Origin of the sequence: Colwellia sp. MB3u-8, assembly GCF_014076985.1 — a bacterium.
Lineage (GTDB): Bacteria > Pseudomonadota > Gammaproteobacteria > Enterobacterales > Alteromonadaceae > Cognaticolwellia.
In genome coordinates this window covers 49,177-64,781 of record NZ_JACGVA010000073.1, presented here as the reverse complement: position 1 = coordinate 64,781, position 15,605 = coordinate 49,177, and the positions used below count along the sequence as shown (strand labels likewise).

Below are 15,605 nucleotides of genomic sequence, written 5' to 3'. Positions count from 1 at the left end.
TTTTGTAGTCAGCATGAAATGATACAAATGCGCAAAGCTTTACAAGTAAAACAAGCGGCTTAAACTTAATCTATATAATTAAACTACTTATGGTTTAATAAAGTATTCTAATCGCTATTTTTACATCAATAGTTAACGCTTTATCGGCAATATTTAGCTAGGTTATGTGAAATATTAAACTAATAAGGCTATATTAATTATAGCTTGTAGCGAATTAATATATACAAAACAGCTTGAAATTAGACATCGCATTGCAATAACATGTAAACAACAATAATAGCATCGACTCAAGTTCACCCATAAAATTCACGTAGTAGACTCACACATAAGGAATAAACATGACAGATCTTCGCCAACAAGCACTTGATTATCACCAATACCCAACGCCGGGCAAAATTAGTGTTGAATTAACGACCCCTGCTGAAACAAGCCTAGATCTCTCGCTTGCTTATAGCCCCGGTGTTGCTGAGCCTGTTCGCGCTATTGCTGCAAACCCTGATGACGTTTATAAATATACCGGCAAAGGTAATACCGTTGCCGTTATTACCAACGGTACCGCCATTTTAGGTCTAGGGAACTTAGGGCCAATGGCCTCTAAACCTGTGATGGAAGGCAAAGCGTTATTGTTTAAACGTTTTGCTGGCATTAATTCGTTTGATATTGAAGTGAATCATAAAACCGTTGAAGACTTCATTAATACGGTAGCCAATATTGCTGACAGCTTTGGTGGCATTAACTTAGAAGATATTAAAGCACCTGAATGTTTTGTTATTGAAAAGGCACTCATTGAACGCTGTAAAATACCCGTATTTCATGACGATCAACATGGTACTGCTATTGTAACGGCAGCGGGAATGATAAATGCGCTAGAAATTCAAGGTAAAGAACTTCGACACGCTAACATTGTTTGTATGGGGGCTGGTGCTGCAGCTATTGCCTGTATGGAACTGTTGATTAAATGTGGCGCACAACGTGAAAAAATTTATATGCTCGACACTAAAGGGGTTATTCACACCCGCCGTGACGATTTAAATGAATATAAAAAATTATTTGCTAACAATACGGATAAGCGCACGCTAGAAGACGCTATCGATGGTGCTGACGTATTCATTGGTGTATCTGGACCGAACTTACTATTAGCTTCACACGTAAAGCTTATGGCCGCTAAGCCAGTGATTTTTGCGTGTTCAAATCCAGATCCAGAAATTAAACCTGAACTGGCTTTGGCAACACGCGATGATTTAATTATTGCTACTGGCCGTTCAGATTATCCCAACCAAGTAAATAACGTGCTTTGTTTCCCCTTTATTTTCCGTGGTGCATTAGACGTGCGTGCACGTACTATTAATGATGAAATGAAAATTGCCGCCGTACATGCCATTCGCACCTTAGCGAAAGAACCAGTACCAGCTGAAGTATTAGCCGCTAGTGGCAGTGACAACTTAACCTTTGGCAAAGATTATATTATCCCTAAGCCTATGGACTCGCGTTTACGTTCAGCTGTAGCCATTGCGGTTGCTCAAGCGGCAGTAGACTCAGGTGTAGCGGCACTCGCAATGCCTGAGAATTACCAGGGCTAACGGTTACGTTTGTAAGCAATGTAGTTTTAGTTTTAGATTAAGAATGAAATAGAAGGGAAGCTTATTGCTTCCCTTTCTTTTGGGCACTCTGAAATTTAACTTCTAACTTAGGCATTGGCGACATCAAACATTGCTAATAAATTGATAACAGTGAATGTAATGGGCACGATTTGCTACCCTTGTTAAAAAATTGCTACTATTACTGCTGCCAATATAACCACGGTATATCGTGGCTTACGATAAGCCTCGATATTTAGCGTAAATAACAGTGTTTATTCGTACCTAGTCAATCACTTTAGGAAGTTCAATGGATAAAGAAATTAAAGCCTATCTCGCCGATTCTGAACTATTACTAAACGCCGTAGGTGAAGGTATTTACGGTTTAGATACACAAGGGCGAGCTATTTTTATTAACCCTGCAGCAGAAGCCATGACCGGCTGGTCTTACGCTGAACTATTGGGACAAAATATTCATCAGTTTCATCATCATAGTTATAGCAATGGTGAGCCTTATCCCGCTTGTGAATGTAAAATATTCAATACCGCGCTTGACGGTATTTCTCGACAAGTTAGTGGTGAGGTGTTTTGGCGCAAAGATGGCAGTAACTTCCCTGTTGAGTACACAACACGAGCGGTTTATAAAAATAACCATATTATTGGTGCTGTTGCGGTATTTCGTGATGTTAGTCAGCAACAACAAATTGAGTTGGCACTGCGCAGTGCTTTGGAAAATGTACAATCGCTTACTGAGCAACTTCAGGCTGAAAATACTTATTTGCAGAATGAGTTAGCGCAAGAGTGGTCGTCTGCTGGCTTGGTGGGTAGAAGCCCAATAATCACAAAAATGCTGTCGCAAGTAGAGCTAGTTGCACAAACTGATAGTACTGTACTTATATTGGGAGAGAATGGCACAGGTAAAGAGTTGGTTGCTCGTAATATTCATGCCTTAAGTCAACGTAAAAACTCTACTATGGTAAAAGTTAATTGTGCTGCATTCGCCCCCAGCTTGCTTGAATCTGAACTATTCGGGCATGAAAAAGGCGCATTTACTGGCGCGACTGAACGACGCAAAGGCCGTTTTGAATTAGCGACTGGAGGTACGTTATTTCTTGATGAAATTGGTGAATTATCTATGGCAGCACAAGGCAAGTTACTACGGGTATTACAAGAGCAAGAGTTTGAACGGGTCGGCGGCAGTGAAACTGTTAAGGTCAATATAAGGGTTATCGCGGCTACTAACCGTGATTTATCGGCGATGATTACCCAAGGTACATTTAGAATTGATTTGTTTTATCGGCTTAATGTTTTTCCGGTAACTGTTCCACCGCTGCGTGATCGCCAAGAAGATATACCACTTTTATCACAGGTGATTATCAGTACACTGAATAAAACGCTAGGTAAAAACATCAGTGCTATTAGTAACCGTAGCTTAACTCAATTAATGCAATATCAATGGCCTGGTAATATTCGTGAATTGCAAAACGTACTTGAGCGCGAGATGATTTTAACTAAATCGACTATTCTAAATTTTAACTTTAAAACCTCGTCAAAATCACTTACCCCTCCTGTTATAGAAACCTTAGCACAAGTGGAAGCCCGCTATATATTAAGTGTGTTAAAAGCCTGTAAATGGCGCATTGGTGGTGAAATAGGTGCCGCTAAGCAATTAGGCTTACCTGAAAGTACATTACGCTCTCGCATGAGTAAATTGAAAATTGTACGTCCTAACTAATAATTTTCACTATAAAAATAATATGCCAGGCACGATATATCGCCAAATCGCGATATGTCGTGCTTTATGGTGGGATCTGCATAAAGTTGGTAACTATAAATAATATATTAAACAATGAGTTAATTTAATTTTATAACTTGGTTCATATTTTGCTATTAGCAACTATCTTAACGTTAGTTTTAGTAGTAAACCATGAAGTTTGATTTTAAAGCAGAAGATTTGATCATTAAGCCCTACAAATCTGAATCCTCAGTCTATGTCCGTAAACAAAAAGGTCGTTATCAACGTATTCGACAATTCACTGGCTTAGCCTTTGTTTTATTATTTATGTTGATGCCTTGGCTTAATTTTCAAGGTAATCAGGCTGTTTTACTGGATATAGGTAAGCAACAGTTTCATATCTTTTCACAAACATTTTTTCCGCAGGACTTTATCATTTTAGCGGGATTATTGCTGGTTAGTTGCTACTTACTTTTCTTTTTAACCACTTGGCTTGGTCGAATTTGGTGTGGTTATACCTGTCCTCAAACCGTATGGACCTTCAGTTTTATTTGGGTGGAAGAATGGTTGGAGGGTACGCGCAATCAACGTATTAAACGTGATGAACAGCCATTGTCATTAGATACCTTAGCAAGAAAATCTGCCAAGCACTTTATTTGGGGGTTAATCGCATTTTTTACCGCAACAACATTTATCAGTTACTTTTTACCGGCCCGCGCACTGTATCTTGATTTATTACAATGGCAGTGGGATGGGCTAACTACTTTCTGGGTGCTGTTTTTTACTGTTTGTACCTACGGTAATGCCGGCTGGTTACGTGAAAAAATGTGTATTTACATGTGCCCTTATTCACGCTTTCAATCAGCCATGTTTGATAAAAATACCCTAGTGGTTGCTTATGATAAATTGCGTGGTGAAAGCCGCGGTGCTCGTAAACGTAACCAGCAGCCAAAAGACCTAGGTTTGGGTGATTGTGTAGACTGTAACCTTTGTGTGGAAGTGTGCCCAGTGGGTATCGATATTCGTAATGGCTTGCAATACGAATGTATTAATTGCGGTGCTTGCATTGATGCCTGTGATCAAACCATGAGCAAGTTTAATTATGCTAAAGGCTTAATTAGTTATACCAGTGAAAATGCACTAGCAGGTAAAAAGGTTAAATTGCTACGGCCGAAAATTATTGGCTATGCTGTTATGTCGGTATTAGCCATGGCATTTATGATCTTTACTATTCAAGTGCGGGTGCCGATTGAATTTTCTATTTTGCGGGATCGAGGCACATTATTTCAGCTCGACTTTCAAGATAAGGTGACGAATAGTTACTTATTGAAAATTACTAATAAATCAAAAGTTGATCGCCAATTTGAGATCACAGTGTTGGAAAAAGTGGTGAGTTTAAGTGTTGACGGCAAGGTGATGATAAAAGCGGGTGAAATCGCCAGTGTGCCTGTACATTTAACGATGACACCGGAAAACATCAGCCAAAAAATCACGCCAGTGACACTGACTGTTGCCGTTGATAATATGCCGGATATTAAGCTTGTTAAAGAAACTAAATTCTTTTCAAATTAATTAATTTCGTTAGCTAATGACTAGTGATTGTGAAAAAAACCTCTAGGTGAGGTCTTTTTTAATTAAATCATGAAAAGTTCATTACGGAAGAAAAATACGTTAAAATATCATGACTTGGACGATGAGTAGTGAAAATGAATAGAGAACAAAGCATGACCAAAACGATCAAACAAAGCATATCAAATATTGCCCTCGTGGTTGAAGACTACGATGATGCGATTGCATTCTATAGCAAAAAATTAAACTTTCAGCTTATTGAAGATACTGACTTAGGCGGCGGAAAACGTTGGGTGCAAATATCACCACCGAATTCAAATGGCACCCACATACTGCTTGCTAAAGCCAGTAACGACGAGCAAAGCCAATCAGTGGGCAATCAAGCGGGCGGACGAGTATTTTTATTTCTGCAAACCAATGACTTTTGGCGCGACTATCAACAGATGAAAAGCCAAGGTGTTGAGTTTAACGAAGAGCCGCGCGTGGAAGAATATGGCACGGTTGTGGTGTTTAAAGATTTATATGGTACTAAGTGGGATTTATTGCAGTTGAATGATGCGACTTTGTAGATTTATAGCTATCAGCTATCAACCGTCAGTCATGAGTTAATGTAGCTGCTTAGTTAAATTCGATCATAGTCAAGTTTCAGTTATTAAGCTTTTTAATTTGTGGACACTATGAAACATTAAGGCTAAGTAAATCAAAATTATGTAAAGCTGGATGCTGGCCATATGGGTGACGGGCATAATTTTTTTTATTTGAACGATGCTGACTTTAAAAAGTCATTCTAATGTAAACTAAAAATGCAAACTAAATAAATATCGTTCCAGTTTGAAGTATATTCAAATAGCGCTGATGCACAGAAATAAATTCTTTTGGTATTTAGCGGCATACTGCAGGGGGGTTGTTCCGTTTTATATTTCAAAGCAACTCTTGCTAATCACCCGTATTTTTTAGTAATAAAAAAGGCGCTAATCAGCGCCTTGTTTATTTACTTGTTGTACTACTGGTTTTAATCTTCTAATTCCGCTTCGTGTTCACTAAAGTCAGTTATACCTTTTGCTTCCAAAGCCCGACGAACACTCGCGGGTAATTTTTGTGTGTTGTCTTTAGCCAAGTCACTATCATCAGGTAATGGTTGGCCAGTAAAGGCGTGTAAAAACGCTTCACATAACAGCTCACTGTTGGTGGCATGACGCAAGTTATTCACTTGGCGACGTGTACGTTCATCAGTGAGCACTTTTAACACACGTAAAGGGATAGACACGGTGATCTTTTTGACTTGTTCACTTTTCTTCCCGTGTTCGGCGTATGGGTTAATATACTCGCCATTCCACTCTGCCATGAATATTCCTCTATGCTAATTAATTGAGATAAACTTATCCTTGTTAAACCTGTCTGGTAGGCCAGTTTGTGATAAATTTATTCTTACTACTTGATTTTACTGGTTGTGGGGCGTGAGTCAATAACGAATGTGTAGAAGTTTAGAAGTCTAAAGTACTTGACCCGCGAACTTAAACCATTTAGATTGATAGACGTCCAAACATCTATACAGAAAATATTTTTACCGGAGTACACATGAGCGAGAAAAAAATTGCCACTACCGCTGTTCGAGCAGGTATTAATAGCGACCAACACCATGGCGCTGTTATTCCAGCTCTTCACCTTTCAAGCACCTATGCACTGAAAGGTTTTAACGACAAGCGTCAGTTTGACTATTCACGCACCGGTAATCCAACTCGCGCTACGTTTGCCCAAGCTATTACAGATTTAGAGCAGGGTGCCGTTGGCATTGTGACAAATACCGGCATGTCAGCGGTACATCTTATTTGCCAATTACTTGATACACAAGACACGGTTGTTATTCCGCATGATTGCTATGGCGGAAGTTTTCGATTATTTACCCATCTTGCCAAGCGGGGTCAGTTTACGCTCGTGGTGGTTGATCAAAATGATCAACAAGCCTTGGCGCAAGCCTTAGCAACAAAACCTAAATTAGTGTTAGTTGAATCACCGAGTAATCCATTGTTACGCTTAGTTGATATTGCTGCCATTACCAAACAAGCCCATCAAGTTGGCGCATTAGTGGCGGTTGATAACACCTTTATGTCGCCAGTATTGCAGCAACCCTTGTTATTGGGTGCCGATATTGTTTTTCACTCCACCACCAAATATATTAATGGTCACAGCGACGTGGTGGGCGGTGTGCTAGTCACCAAAGAACAAGCTTTAGGTGAAAAACTAGCTTGGTGGGCAAACTGCATTGGTATTACGGGTTCAGCTTTTGATAGTTTTTTAGCTTTGCGTGGCTTAAAAACTTTGCCAATACGGATGAAGCAGCATCAAATTAATGCCAATGCCGTGGCAAAATTTTTGCAACAGCATTCGGCTATTCAACAGGTTTATTTTCCGGGTTTAGCCAGCCATCCGCAACATGAATTAGCTAAAAAACAGCAGTATGATTTTGGAGCTATGATGAGTTTTGAGCTTAAAGGTGGCGTTGAAGCGGTTAAAATACTGTTTGATAAACTTGAACTTTTCACCCTAGCGCAATCACTTGGAGGTGTTGAAAGTTTGATCTGTCATCCGTCAACCATGACCCATGCGGGGATGGAAATTGAAGCACAACTTACCGCCGGTATTACCCAGTCATTAGTGCGACTTTCTGTTGGTATTGAAGATATTGACGATATACTGGCCGACCTATCTCAGGCGCTCGATGCCAGCCAAGCTTAAAGCGGTTATCTATAGTCATTAAGCGTTATATATAAATAATTTAAAGGCGGTATGACAAGGTTGTCATACCTGTGGTAGTAAAATGATCGATTCAAATACAGCGGTAACGCTTAGCTCTCCAAAAAATCACTTGGCAAAAGTTGCCTGTAATGTCCATAAATTTGGTGGTAGTAGTTTAGCCACCAGTGCTTGCGTTGAACGTGTGGTGGATATTATTCGTCAGCATTGCCAACTCAATGACATTATTGTGGTATCTGCCAATGGCAATACCACGGATGCATTATTTAATCTTTATCAACTCGCAATAGAGCTTCAGGACATAACTTCGCTTAACACTGAGCAAGTGAGCACGAGTCATGAGGTAAACACCTTGCGTGAGAATTTGCTGGTAACTATTACTGCACTTAATGTGACGCAAGCTCAGTTAATTGATGAACTGTTAAATGCCAGTAGTGCCGCCAGACTCAAAAATTTACTGAAGCAGGATGTTGCACAAATAACAGAAAATTTACTGACTGATCCCCTTAGTGATCCATTGAGTTATCAAAATGACTTATTGGCCTTTGGTGAGGTTTGGTCCGCGCGCTTGTTATCTGCGGTATTGAGTGAAAGTGTGTGTCCAAGTTATATGTTGGATGCCAGAGACTTTCTTTTACTAAAAGATGAAAAAAATTGTGCCATTGATTATACCGTGAGCCAGGAAAACTTTTTACCGCTGCAAAAACAAGACCAACTGATGATCGTTACCGGTTATATTGCGCGCAATAAACAGCAACAAGCCTGCACGTTAGGGCGCAATGGTAGTGATTACTCAGCAACTATAATGGCGGCACTGTCAGGCGCGGGCAATGTAACGCTTTGGACTGACGTTGATGGTATTTATAGTGCTGACCCAAGGCTTGTACCCTTAGCGAGAAAATTACACCGTTTACCTAATGCGGTTGCCAATGAACTGGGCCGTTTGGGTAACCCAGTATTACATGCCAAAACCTTACAGCCATTAACCAACCATAATACCCATTTACATGTTGCCAGTAGTTTTGCACCTGAGGTTAGCGGCACTGAAATAGGCAAGTTTGGCCAAATAGCGAAACAAGAACTTTCAGTCACCAGTTTAAACGATTTAATATTAGCGAAATCAAGCAGCTTTTTAGCTAAATCGGGCGAATTAGCGGTCAGTGAATTTTCACCTATTTGTTACAATATTGACGAAGGTTACCTAGTCGTAACGCAGGCCCAACAAAAAGCGCTCAGCCAATGGTTAGCAAGTCATGACACTGAAGTGACCTTTAGGCCGGTAGCGATTATTGCCATTGTTGGCCATAGTGTGGCGAAACAAGGCGATATGCGGGCTAGATTTAAAAGAGCGCTTAAGCATCAACAAAGCTTACATTTTTTACATGCCTTTAATGAACACAGTTATATTGCGGTTTTACCTGAGCCATGCTCGAGTGAAATACTCAATAATGTTCATGCGGATATGACTAAAGACGCGAAAAATATTGCCCTTGTTGTCGCTGGATTAGGTAATATTGGCCAACGATTTTTAACCATGTTACCAAAGCAAATAGCGCGTGTTTCAGGTTTAGACAATGTGCATTTAGTTGCCTTAGTGGGGGCAAGTAAAGCCTTAATAAATACCGATGGCATAGATGTCGCTAATGCTTTGTTACATTATCAACAACAAGCGCAGCCTTACGACAGTGAGCAACTGTTAACTTGGCTGACTAATCACCCTTATGACGAGTTGATTGTTGTTGATATCACACCCAGCGAAGACTTTAGTCACTTGTATGAAGAATTTTTTGCCCGTGGCATTCATGTTATTGGCGCCAACAAGTGGGCGGCATCTTCAAGTACTGAAAATTATCAGCAATTGCTTAAAACAGCAGAAAAAAATAATAGCTTATGGTTGGGTAATACCACAGTTGGTGCTGGTTTGCCTATTAACTCAAGCATTAAAGAGTTGATGAATAGCGGTGATAAAATAACGGAAATTTCAGGTATATTCTCGGGCACTTTATCCTGGTTATTTCAATTTTACGATGGCACAACGCCATTTTCTGCGCTGTTGTCGAATGCCTTAACGCAAGGGTTGACTGAGCCGGATCCGCGAGAAGATTTATCAGGGCGAGACGTACAGCGTAAATTATTAATTTTAGCGCGTGCCGCAGGTTTTGAATTGTCGTTAGCTGATATTGACTGTCAGAATTTAGTGCCAGAGTTATTACGTGATATTAGCTTAGAGGATTTTCTTCAACGAACGTCTGAGCTTGATGAGTTGTTTTTATTGCGTTTACAGCAAGCACAAGCAAAAGCCTGTGGAATTCGTTATGTTGCTCGCTTTATCAGTGATCATGGTCAAGTGAGTGCGAAAGTTAGCTTGGAAGAATTAAGCCATAACGACGCGTTTGCACAATTAACCCCATGTGATAATGTTTTTCAAATTAAAAGCGAGTGGTATCAAGAAAATGCGCTGATTATTCGTGGCCCAGGTGCTGGACGTGATGTCACTGCCGGTGGTATTCATGCTGATTTAGTCACTATTTGCCAGCAGCTGAATCATCGTCAGCAGCAAGTTAAAATCAAAGGTTTAAATTAAATATTTTTGCTAGCAGGAAGTGATGCCAAGGAGGTATAAATAGCGTTAAGCAGCAAGGTTAAGTAAAGTTTTGGCACGATACTTTATGATCAAGGTATCGCACCAAATTCACCAGGAAATTAACTGACCTAGATTTTTATTAGCCATCAAAACAGTGTGTTCTTGTTTTTTTAGCGGGTTAATAAGCGATGTTTTAGAAAGATGTACCTAGGCTAAATACTAGGTTTTCGTCACTTTCAGTACCTGATAATTCTTTTGAATTAGCCACAAGCGCAATACCCAGGTCGAAACCTGAAACTTCTGTACTGTAACCCGCTTCTAGGTAATCGCCATCAAAATCGTTACCCCAAGTGCCGTAAGTGGCATAAAAACCTTTATGTTCAACCGTTGCAGATAAGAAATCATAGTCTTGGTTTGCAGCACCTTCAACTTCCCACTCACCGACATTATAAGAAAGTGAAAACATGCCGTAGCTTAAGCCTAAGTTTACTTCATTATAAGAAGTATCAAAATCACCCGTGTATTGGTAAGTCGTAAAGCCAAGGCTATAGCCTATACCACCGTCTAGTTCGCCGCCGTAACCGCCATAAACGTCTACTTCTAAACCCTCTTGTACGTCAGCTGCCCAAGTGCCAATATAAAAACCACTGTTTTCATAATCAACACCCGCACTAGCAGAAGCCGTGTCTGTTTGTACTACACCACGGAAGATATATTGTGATACCGCGCCAACATTGGCACTTAAGCCTTCTATGTCAGTCGCAGATGCTGACGTTGCTGTAAGTGCAGAAGTTGTTAATATCATCGAAATTGCTAGAGAGGTCATTGTTTTGTTCATGTTTTAGTCCACTAAGTTTTTATAATTACTAAGGACATTGCAAAGACAGTGCCTATTTAATTAAAATTTTATAAAGACTTTGTTTTCAATTGGTTAGTTATTTTATTGAGGTGTTTTTTGCTTTAGTCAATTGGCCACTTTGTACAGGCTTGGTGCAAAAAAAAGACGAATGTACAAAAAAGGTGCACAGCATAGATCACAATAACCAGCAATATTGCGTCATGGGCGTAACTTTTAACTTTAATCTAGCGGTTATTATTACTTTTAATATCGATTTTTGTGTGGGTTCTCAGTCGCAAAATTACGGGAATTGAGGTAAAGTAGCGAAAATTTTTTTAAGGTTATCATTATGTCTAATTTTTTAATTGCTCCCTCAGTTTTATCGGCAGACTTTGCTCGTTTGGGTGAAGATGTTGCTAATGTGCTCAGCGCTGGTGCTGATGTAATTCATTTTGATGTAATGGACAATCATTTTGTGCCCAACCTGACTTTTGGTCCAATGATCTGTAAGTCATTACGAGATTATGGTATTACCGCGCCGATTGATGTGCATTTAATGGTAAAGCCTGTTGATCGTCTTATTCCTGACTTTGCCAAAGCAGGCGCCGATATTATTACCTTTCATCCCGAAGCGAGCGATCATATTGATAGAACTTTGCAGTTGATTAAAGATCACGGCTGTAAAGCAGGTTTAGTGTTAAACCCAGCAACACCGCTGCATGTGTTAGATTTTGTCATGGATAAGCTCGACGTTATTTTATTAATGTCAGTGAATCCTGGTTTTGGTGGCCAATCTTTTATTCCTACCACCTTAGATAAGTTACGTTTAGTCCGTGAAAAAATTGCGGCCAGTGGTTACGACATCCGCTTGCAAGTTGACGGTGGTGTTAAAGCTGACAATATTGCTGAAATAGCCAAAGCCGGGGCTGACATGTTTGTTGCGGGCTCAGCTATTTTCTCCAAGCCAGATTACAAAGTCGCGATTGATGAAATGCGTGCAGAACTTGCAAAAGTAAAATAAAAAATATTGATTAAAACACGATTAAACCACATTACATTAAGAAAAATTGAAGGATAAAAAATGAGTAAACCTATTGTATTAAGCGGCTGTCAGCCATCTGGCGAGTTAACTATTGGTAATTACCTTGGCGCGTTAAAGCAATGGGTGGACATGCAAGATAGCCACGAATGTTATTACATGCTAGTTGATCAACATGCGATTACGGTGCGTCCTAAACCTGAAGATTTACGTAAAGCGACCTTAGATGGTTTAGCCTTGTATTTAGCTTGTGGCGTTGACCCAGAAAAAAGCACCATTTTTATTCAGTCGCATGTGCCAGAGCACGCGCAATTGAGTTGGGTATTAAATTGCTACACCCAAATGGGTGAGTTAAACCGCATGACGCAATACAAAGATAAGTCGGCAAAGTCTGAAGCTAATATGAACTCAGGTTTATTTACTTATCCGGTATTAATGGCGGCAGATATTTTATTGTACGGCGCGAACAAAGTGCCGGTTGGCGATGACCAAAAGCAACATTTAGAATTAGCCCGTGATATAGCGACTCGTTTTAATAATCTACACGGTGAAACCTTTAAAGTACCAGAACCTTATATTCCAGAATTTGGCGCCCGGGTGATGAGTTTATTAGAGCCCACTAAAAAAATGTCAAAGTCTGATACTAACCCGGGTAATTTTATTGGTTTATTAGAAGACACCAAGAAAATTACCAAGAAAATTAAACGTGCGGTAACTGACTCGGATGAGCAAGCGAATATCTATTTTGACATAGATGAAAAACCAGGTGTGTCAAACTTGTTATCACTTTTATCGTGCACAACCGGTAAATCAGTGGCTGAACTTGTCCCTGAATATGAAGATAAAATGTATGGTCATTTAAAAGGTGATGTAGCTGAAGCCGTGGTTGCTTTATTAGCGCCCATTCAAGCGCGTTATCATCAATTTCGTAATGACCAAGCTTATCTGGATGAAGTGATGCGCAAAGGTGCTGAAAAAGCCTCTGCGCGTGCGAGTAAATTACTTGCTGAGGTTTATCAGGCGGTTGGTTTTATTGCTAAGCCTTAATCTGTGCACTCCTCATGCTGACAAGTTAGTAAACTAGCGATTAAGTCAGTCATTAAGTCAGACATAAAAAAGCCGTCGTATTTACGACGGCTTTTTAGTTTTTATTTTCAATTCAGTCTTAAAGCTGAATGACCGTTATTCTTTATTATCCTCAGCGGCCTCTTTCGTTACTTTTTCAAATAACTTAGCACTGTCACTGACAAAGCTTTCAACATCACTGCTCGGTGTAAACAAAAAGGCTGGCGACATTATGGTGCTGTCAAACTGCGGCCGGGGATTAAAGTCGGGTTGTTTACTTAATTGGACGATAAAACTACCGCCAAATAACAACAATACCAAACATAAAGACACGAAACTTCTGCGTTTTAATGTCATATGAAAGCCGACGTAACAGTTGAGCCAAAACAAACAAAACGCTAGCAACAAAGGAATAATGGCCAGCAGCCATAACATTGAAGCGTTGCTTGAGGTATTAAAGTGCACAATGTTTTCAAAAATATCACTGAGCCACATTAAGTTGAAGAAGATATAGCTAATACCCATTTGGGTCCAAAAACGGCCATCGTGTTTGGTTAAATGCGACACTAAAGCAATACCTGCTGGCCATAAGGCAAAACCTAGCGTTAAGCCAATGGTGGGCACGAGTATTTGCGTTAAGCTAACTTCGTTAACATTGTTTAAATTAATGATCCAACCGCCAATAAAGGCAAATAAGGTCATGCTTAACGCCAGTACCATAGGGTGACGCGCTAAGTTAATTAAGCCTTCAAACGGGCTAATTGCTATGCTTTTTGAAACCGGATGGCTGGGGAAGACAAAACGAACTTGGCTTTTTCCAATGGTGATAATGTCGCCAGAGTGCACTTGGTGTTGAATAACGTTGTCTTTACTGTTTTCAAGATAACTGCCATTAATTGAACCTTGATCATTAACTAGCCAATGTTCACCATTAAAGTGTAGTTGCAGGTGATCAGCGCAAACGTGAGGGTCACTAATGATAATATCGTTATCGTAACCGCGGCCAATGCTAATGTTATTTGAGGCAAACTTGTGGCGGCTTAATAATTTATGGCCATGACTGATTTCTTCAATAATTATTTCCATGAAACCGACTCCATAAATTTAGCTAAAAAGGCTAATGAGGTTTCTTGAGCAACACCTGAAATCGTAAAATGGCTGAGCAATGCGTATTGTTCGTGATCTACCGAGATGGCAATGTAGAGCACATCGTAAAGTGCGGGGAAGTCTTTATAAGCGCGGGTACAAAATACCGCTTTATTCTTAATATTACTGCTGTTGGGCATAACAATGTCATGGTGGCATTGATATTCAGTGACATCATCTTTACCGGCTTTATTACCTGGCGCGGCCTGGTTTAACTGGCGTTCAAAAATATGGTAAAACTTAGTGCTACCAATTTTATCTGATTCCATATAGCGGTATTCCATTTCTAACGAACCGGTAAAAAAGTCAGAAGAAATGTAAGTGTTCTCATCTAGGTCACAATTAGCCACAGCTGCCATAATTTGTGCGTCGGTTTTATCTGAGTTGGATTCACCCCAACAACGTACAAAAGGTACGTCAATAGTTGGAATTAAGCCTCGTCCTAACGGTTTTAGTTGCCAATCACTGTTCAGTATTGTGGTGATTAACTTTTCTTGATTTTGCATAAGTTGTGCAGCCATTTGCTGCTCAATACTCTCTGGTGGGTTATTTTTATAGGCTAGATAAAGCTCAAGTAGTTTGTCGTGCGGCACTAAAAAGCCAATTTGATTACCCGATGTAGCGACATTAATACCAACAACTTCGGTATTTTTGTTAACCACTGGGCCGCCACTCATACCTGAGTTAACCGAGCCAGTAAAATGAATGCGGTCATTAAATGATTCATTTTTTAAACCATTATAAGTGCCAGGCACGACTATCATACCTAAATCATGCGGGTTGCCTAATGAATACAGTTCTTCACCTTTAGTCGGAGCTTGTTGGGCAAGCTGAAAAAAGGGCATTTCAGCCGTGACTTCACGTTGCACTATGGCTAGGTCATTAATGACATCAACACTTTTTAAGGTTAATGGGGCTTGGTTACCTTGGTTGTCTAAATATTCAATATTGTATTTATTGGGATGACGTGCAAAACCGGAAATAACATGATAATTAGTCGCAATAAGGCCACTGCTGCTAATTTGAAAACCCGAACCAATGGATGATTTTTCACCACTGGCTTTGTCAATTAAGCGAATTTGATAAAGTGATGGGGCCAGTTGTTTAAAAATTTCTTCGGCCTGCTCAGCTGCGAAACTTAATGTACTAAAGCACATAAGTAGCAGAGCAAAAATAGCTTTCATTGCATATCCTTTTGTATTATTACCTTGGGAACTGTTTGATATTTAGGCAAAGCAGAACTTGTCTGACTACCATTGTGCCAGTGTAATTAAATTTGTCATCTTTTATCCGACAAT

Annotated in this window: 12 protein-coding genes; 8 read left to right on the top strand and 4 right to left on the bottom strand. The window is 39.9% G+C overall.

Going from position 1 to position 15,605, the window contains the following annotated elements:
• Positions 1-338 precede the first annotated feature (338 nt).
• The 4 genes from H4J54_RS17175 to H4J54_RS17160 all read left to right on the top strand — a co-directional run bounded on the left by H4J54_RS17175 (position 339) and on the right by H4J54_RS17160 (position 5,450).
• Entirely contained in the window at positions 339-1,580 is a 1,242-nt protein-coding gene (locus H4J54_RS17175; RefSeq protein ID WP_182192213.1) for a malic enzyme-like NAD(P)-binding protein, read from the top strand.
• Between the two features lie 307 nt (positions 1,581-1,887).
• Positions 1,888-3,312 carry a sigma-54-dependent Fis family transcriptional regulator gene (locus H4J54_RS17170; protein WP_182192212.1) on the top strand — a complete coding sequence of 475 codons (1,425 nt, stop codon included), beginning with the start codon at positions 1,888-1,890 and terminating at the stop codon, positions 3,310-3,312.
• 192 nt (positions 3,313-3,504) lie between these two features.
• Positions 3,505-4,884 carry a cytochrome c oxidase accessory protein CcoG gene (gene ccoG / locus H4J54_RS17165; RefSeq protein ID WP_182192211.1) on the top strand — a complete coding sequence of 460 codons (1,380 nt, stop codon included), beginning with the start codon at positions 3,505-3,507 and terminating at the stop codon, positions 4,882-4,884.
• 152 nt (positions 4,885-5,036) lie between these two features.
• Entirely contained in the window at positions 5,037-5,450 is a 414-nt protein-coding gene (locus H4J54_RS17160) for a VOC family protein (protein ID WP_182192501.1), read from the top strand.
• 443 nt (positions 5,451-5,893) lie between these two features.
• Here the strand turns inward: H4J54_RS17160 and metJ are convergent, their stop codons facing one another.
• Positions 5,894-6,226, bottom strand: coding sequence for a met regulon transcriptional regulator MetJ (metJ, locus tag H4J54_RS17155; RefSeq protein WP_182186199.1), 333 nt, complete (start codon positions 6,224-6,226; stop codon positions 5,894-5,896).
• A 233-nt stretch (positions 6,227-6,459) separates the two neighbouring features.
• On the opposite strand from metJ, the gene metB reads away from it, so the two are divergent.
• Both metB and metL read left to right on the top strand, forming a co-directional pair.
• Positions 6,460-7,617: a cystathionine gamma-synthase gene (gene metB, locus H4J54_RS17150; RefSeq protein WP_182186196.1), complete on the top strand. Its 1,158-nt coding sequence runs from the start codon at positions 6,460-6,462 to the stop codon at positions 7,615-7,617.
• Positions 7,618-7,699: 82 nt separating this feature from the next.
• Positions 7,700-10,219: a bifunctional aspartate kinase/homoserine dehydrogenase II gene (gene metL / locus H4J54_RS17145; protein WP_182192210.1), complete on the top strand. Its 2,520-nt coding sequence runs from the start codon at positions 7,700-7,702 to the stop codon at positions 10,217-10,219.
• Between the two features lie 193 nt (positions 10,220-10,412).
• Here metL and H4J54_RS17140 read toward each other — a convergent pair whose 3' ends face one another.
• Positions 10,413-11,057 (bottom strand): TorF family putative porin, encoded by a 645-nt coding sequence (locus H4J54_RS17140; RefSeq protein WP_259367052.1) that lies wholly within the window; start codon positions 11,055-11,057, stop codon positions 10,413-10,415.
• A 349-nt stretch (positions 11,058-11,406) separates the two neighbouring features.
• On the opposite strand from H4J54_RS17140, the gene rpe reads away from it, so the two are divergent.
• Together rpe and trpS are read left to right on the top strand one after the other, a co-directional pair.
• Positions 11,407-12,078, top strand: a complete 672-nt coding sequence (rpe, locus tag H4J54_RS17135; RefSeq protein WP_182192209.1) for a ribulose-phosphate 3-epimerase — start codon at positions 11,407-11,409, stop codon at positions 12,076-12,078.
• A gap of 60 nt (positions 12,079-12,138) precedes the next feature.
• Positions 12,139-13,143: a tryptophan--tRNA ligase gene (trpS, locus tag H4J54_RS17130; RefSeq protein WP_182192208.1), complete on the top strand. Its 1,005-nt coding sequence runs from the start codon at positions 12,139-12,141 to the stop codon at positions 13,141-13,143.
• A 135-nt stretch (positions 13,144-13,278) separates the two neighbouring features.
• Here trpS and H4J54_RS17125 read toward each other — a convergent pair whose 3' ends face one another.
• Together H4J54_RS17125 and H4J54_RS17120 are read right to left on the bottom strand one after the other, a co-directional pair.
• The gene (locus tag H4J54_RS17125; protein ID WP_182192207.1) at positions 13,279-14,247 is read right to left on the bottom strand and encodes an FHA domain-containing protein; all 969 of its coding nucleotides are present in this window, start codon (positions 14,245-14,247) and stop codon (positions 13,279-13,281) included.
• Positions 14,238-15,491 (bottom strand): serine protease, encoded by a 1,254-nt coding sequence (locus H4J54_RS17120; protein ID WP_182192206.1) that lies wholly within the window; start codon positions 15,489-15,491, stop codon positions 14,238-14,240. Before H4J54_RS17120 ends, H4J54_RS17125 begins: the two co-directional genes overlap by 10 nt.
• Positions 15,492-15,605 lie beyond the last annotated feature (114 nt).

Bases quoted from the DNA above. Each gene is read 5' to 3' on its own strand.
- metJ (WP_182186199.1), bottom strand. From the start codon at position 6,226: ATGGCAGAGTGGAATGGCGAGTATATTAACCCATACGCCGAACACGGG.
- H4J54_RS17170 (WP_182192212.1), top strand. From the start codon at position 1,888: ATGGATAAAGAAATTAAAGCCTATCTCGCCGATTCTGAACTATTACTA.
- H4J54_RS17140 (WP_259367052.1), bottom strand. From the start codon at position 11,057: ATGAACAAAACAATGACCTCTCTAGCAATTTCGATGATATTAACAACT.
- H4J54_RS17125 (WP_182192207.1), bottom strand. From the start codon at position 14,247: ATGGAAATAATTATTGAAGAAATCAGTCATGGCCATAAATTATTAAGC.
- H4J54_RS17175 (WP_182192213.1), top strand. From the start codon at position 339: ATGACAGATCTTCGCCAACAAGCACTTGATTATCACCAATACCCAACG.
- ccoG (WP_182192211.1), top strand. From the start codon at position 3,505: ATGAAGTTTGATTTTAAAGCAGAAGATTTGATCATTAAGCCCTACAAA.
- H4J54_RS17160 (WP_182192501.1), top strand. From the start codon at position 5,037: ATGACCAAAACGATCAAACAAAGCATATCAAATATTGCCCTCGTGGTT.
- metL (WP_182192210.1), top strand. From the start codon at position 7,700: ATGATCGATTCAAATACAGCGGTAACGCTTAGCTCTCCAAAAAATCAC.
- H4J54_RS17120 (WP_182192206.1), bottom strand. From the start codon at position 15,491: ATGAAAGCTATTTTTGCTCTGCTACTTATGTGCTTTAGTACATTAAGT.
- metB (WP_182186196.1), top strand. From the start codon at position 6,460: ATGAGCGAGAAAAAAATTGCCACTACCGCTGTTCGAGCAGGTATTAAT.
- trpS (WP_182192208.1), top strand. From the start codon at position 12,139: ATGAGTAAACCTATTGTATTAAGCGGCTGTCAGCCATCTGGCGAGTTA.
- rpe (WP_182192209.1), top strand. From the start codon at position 11,407: ATGTCTAATTTTTTAATTGCTCCCTCAGTTTTATCGGCAGACTTTGCT.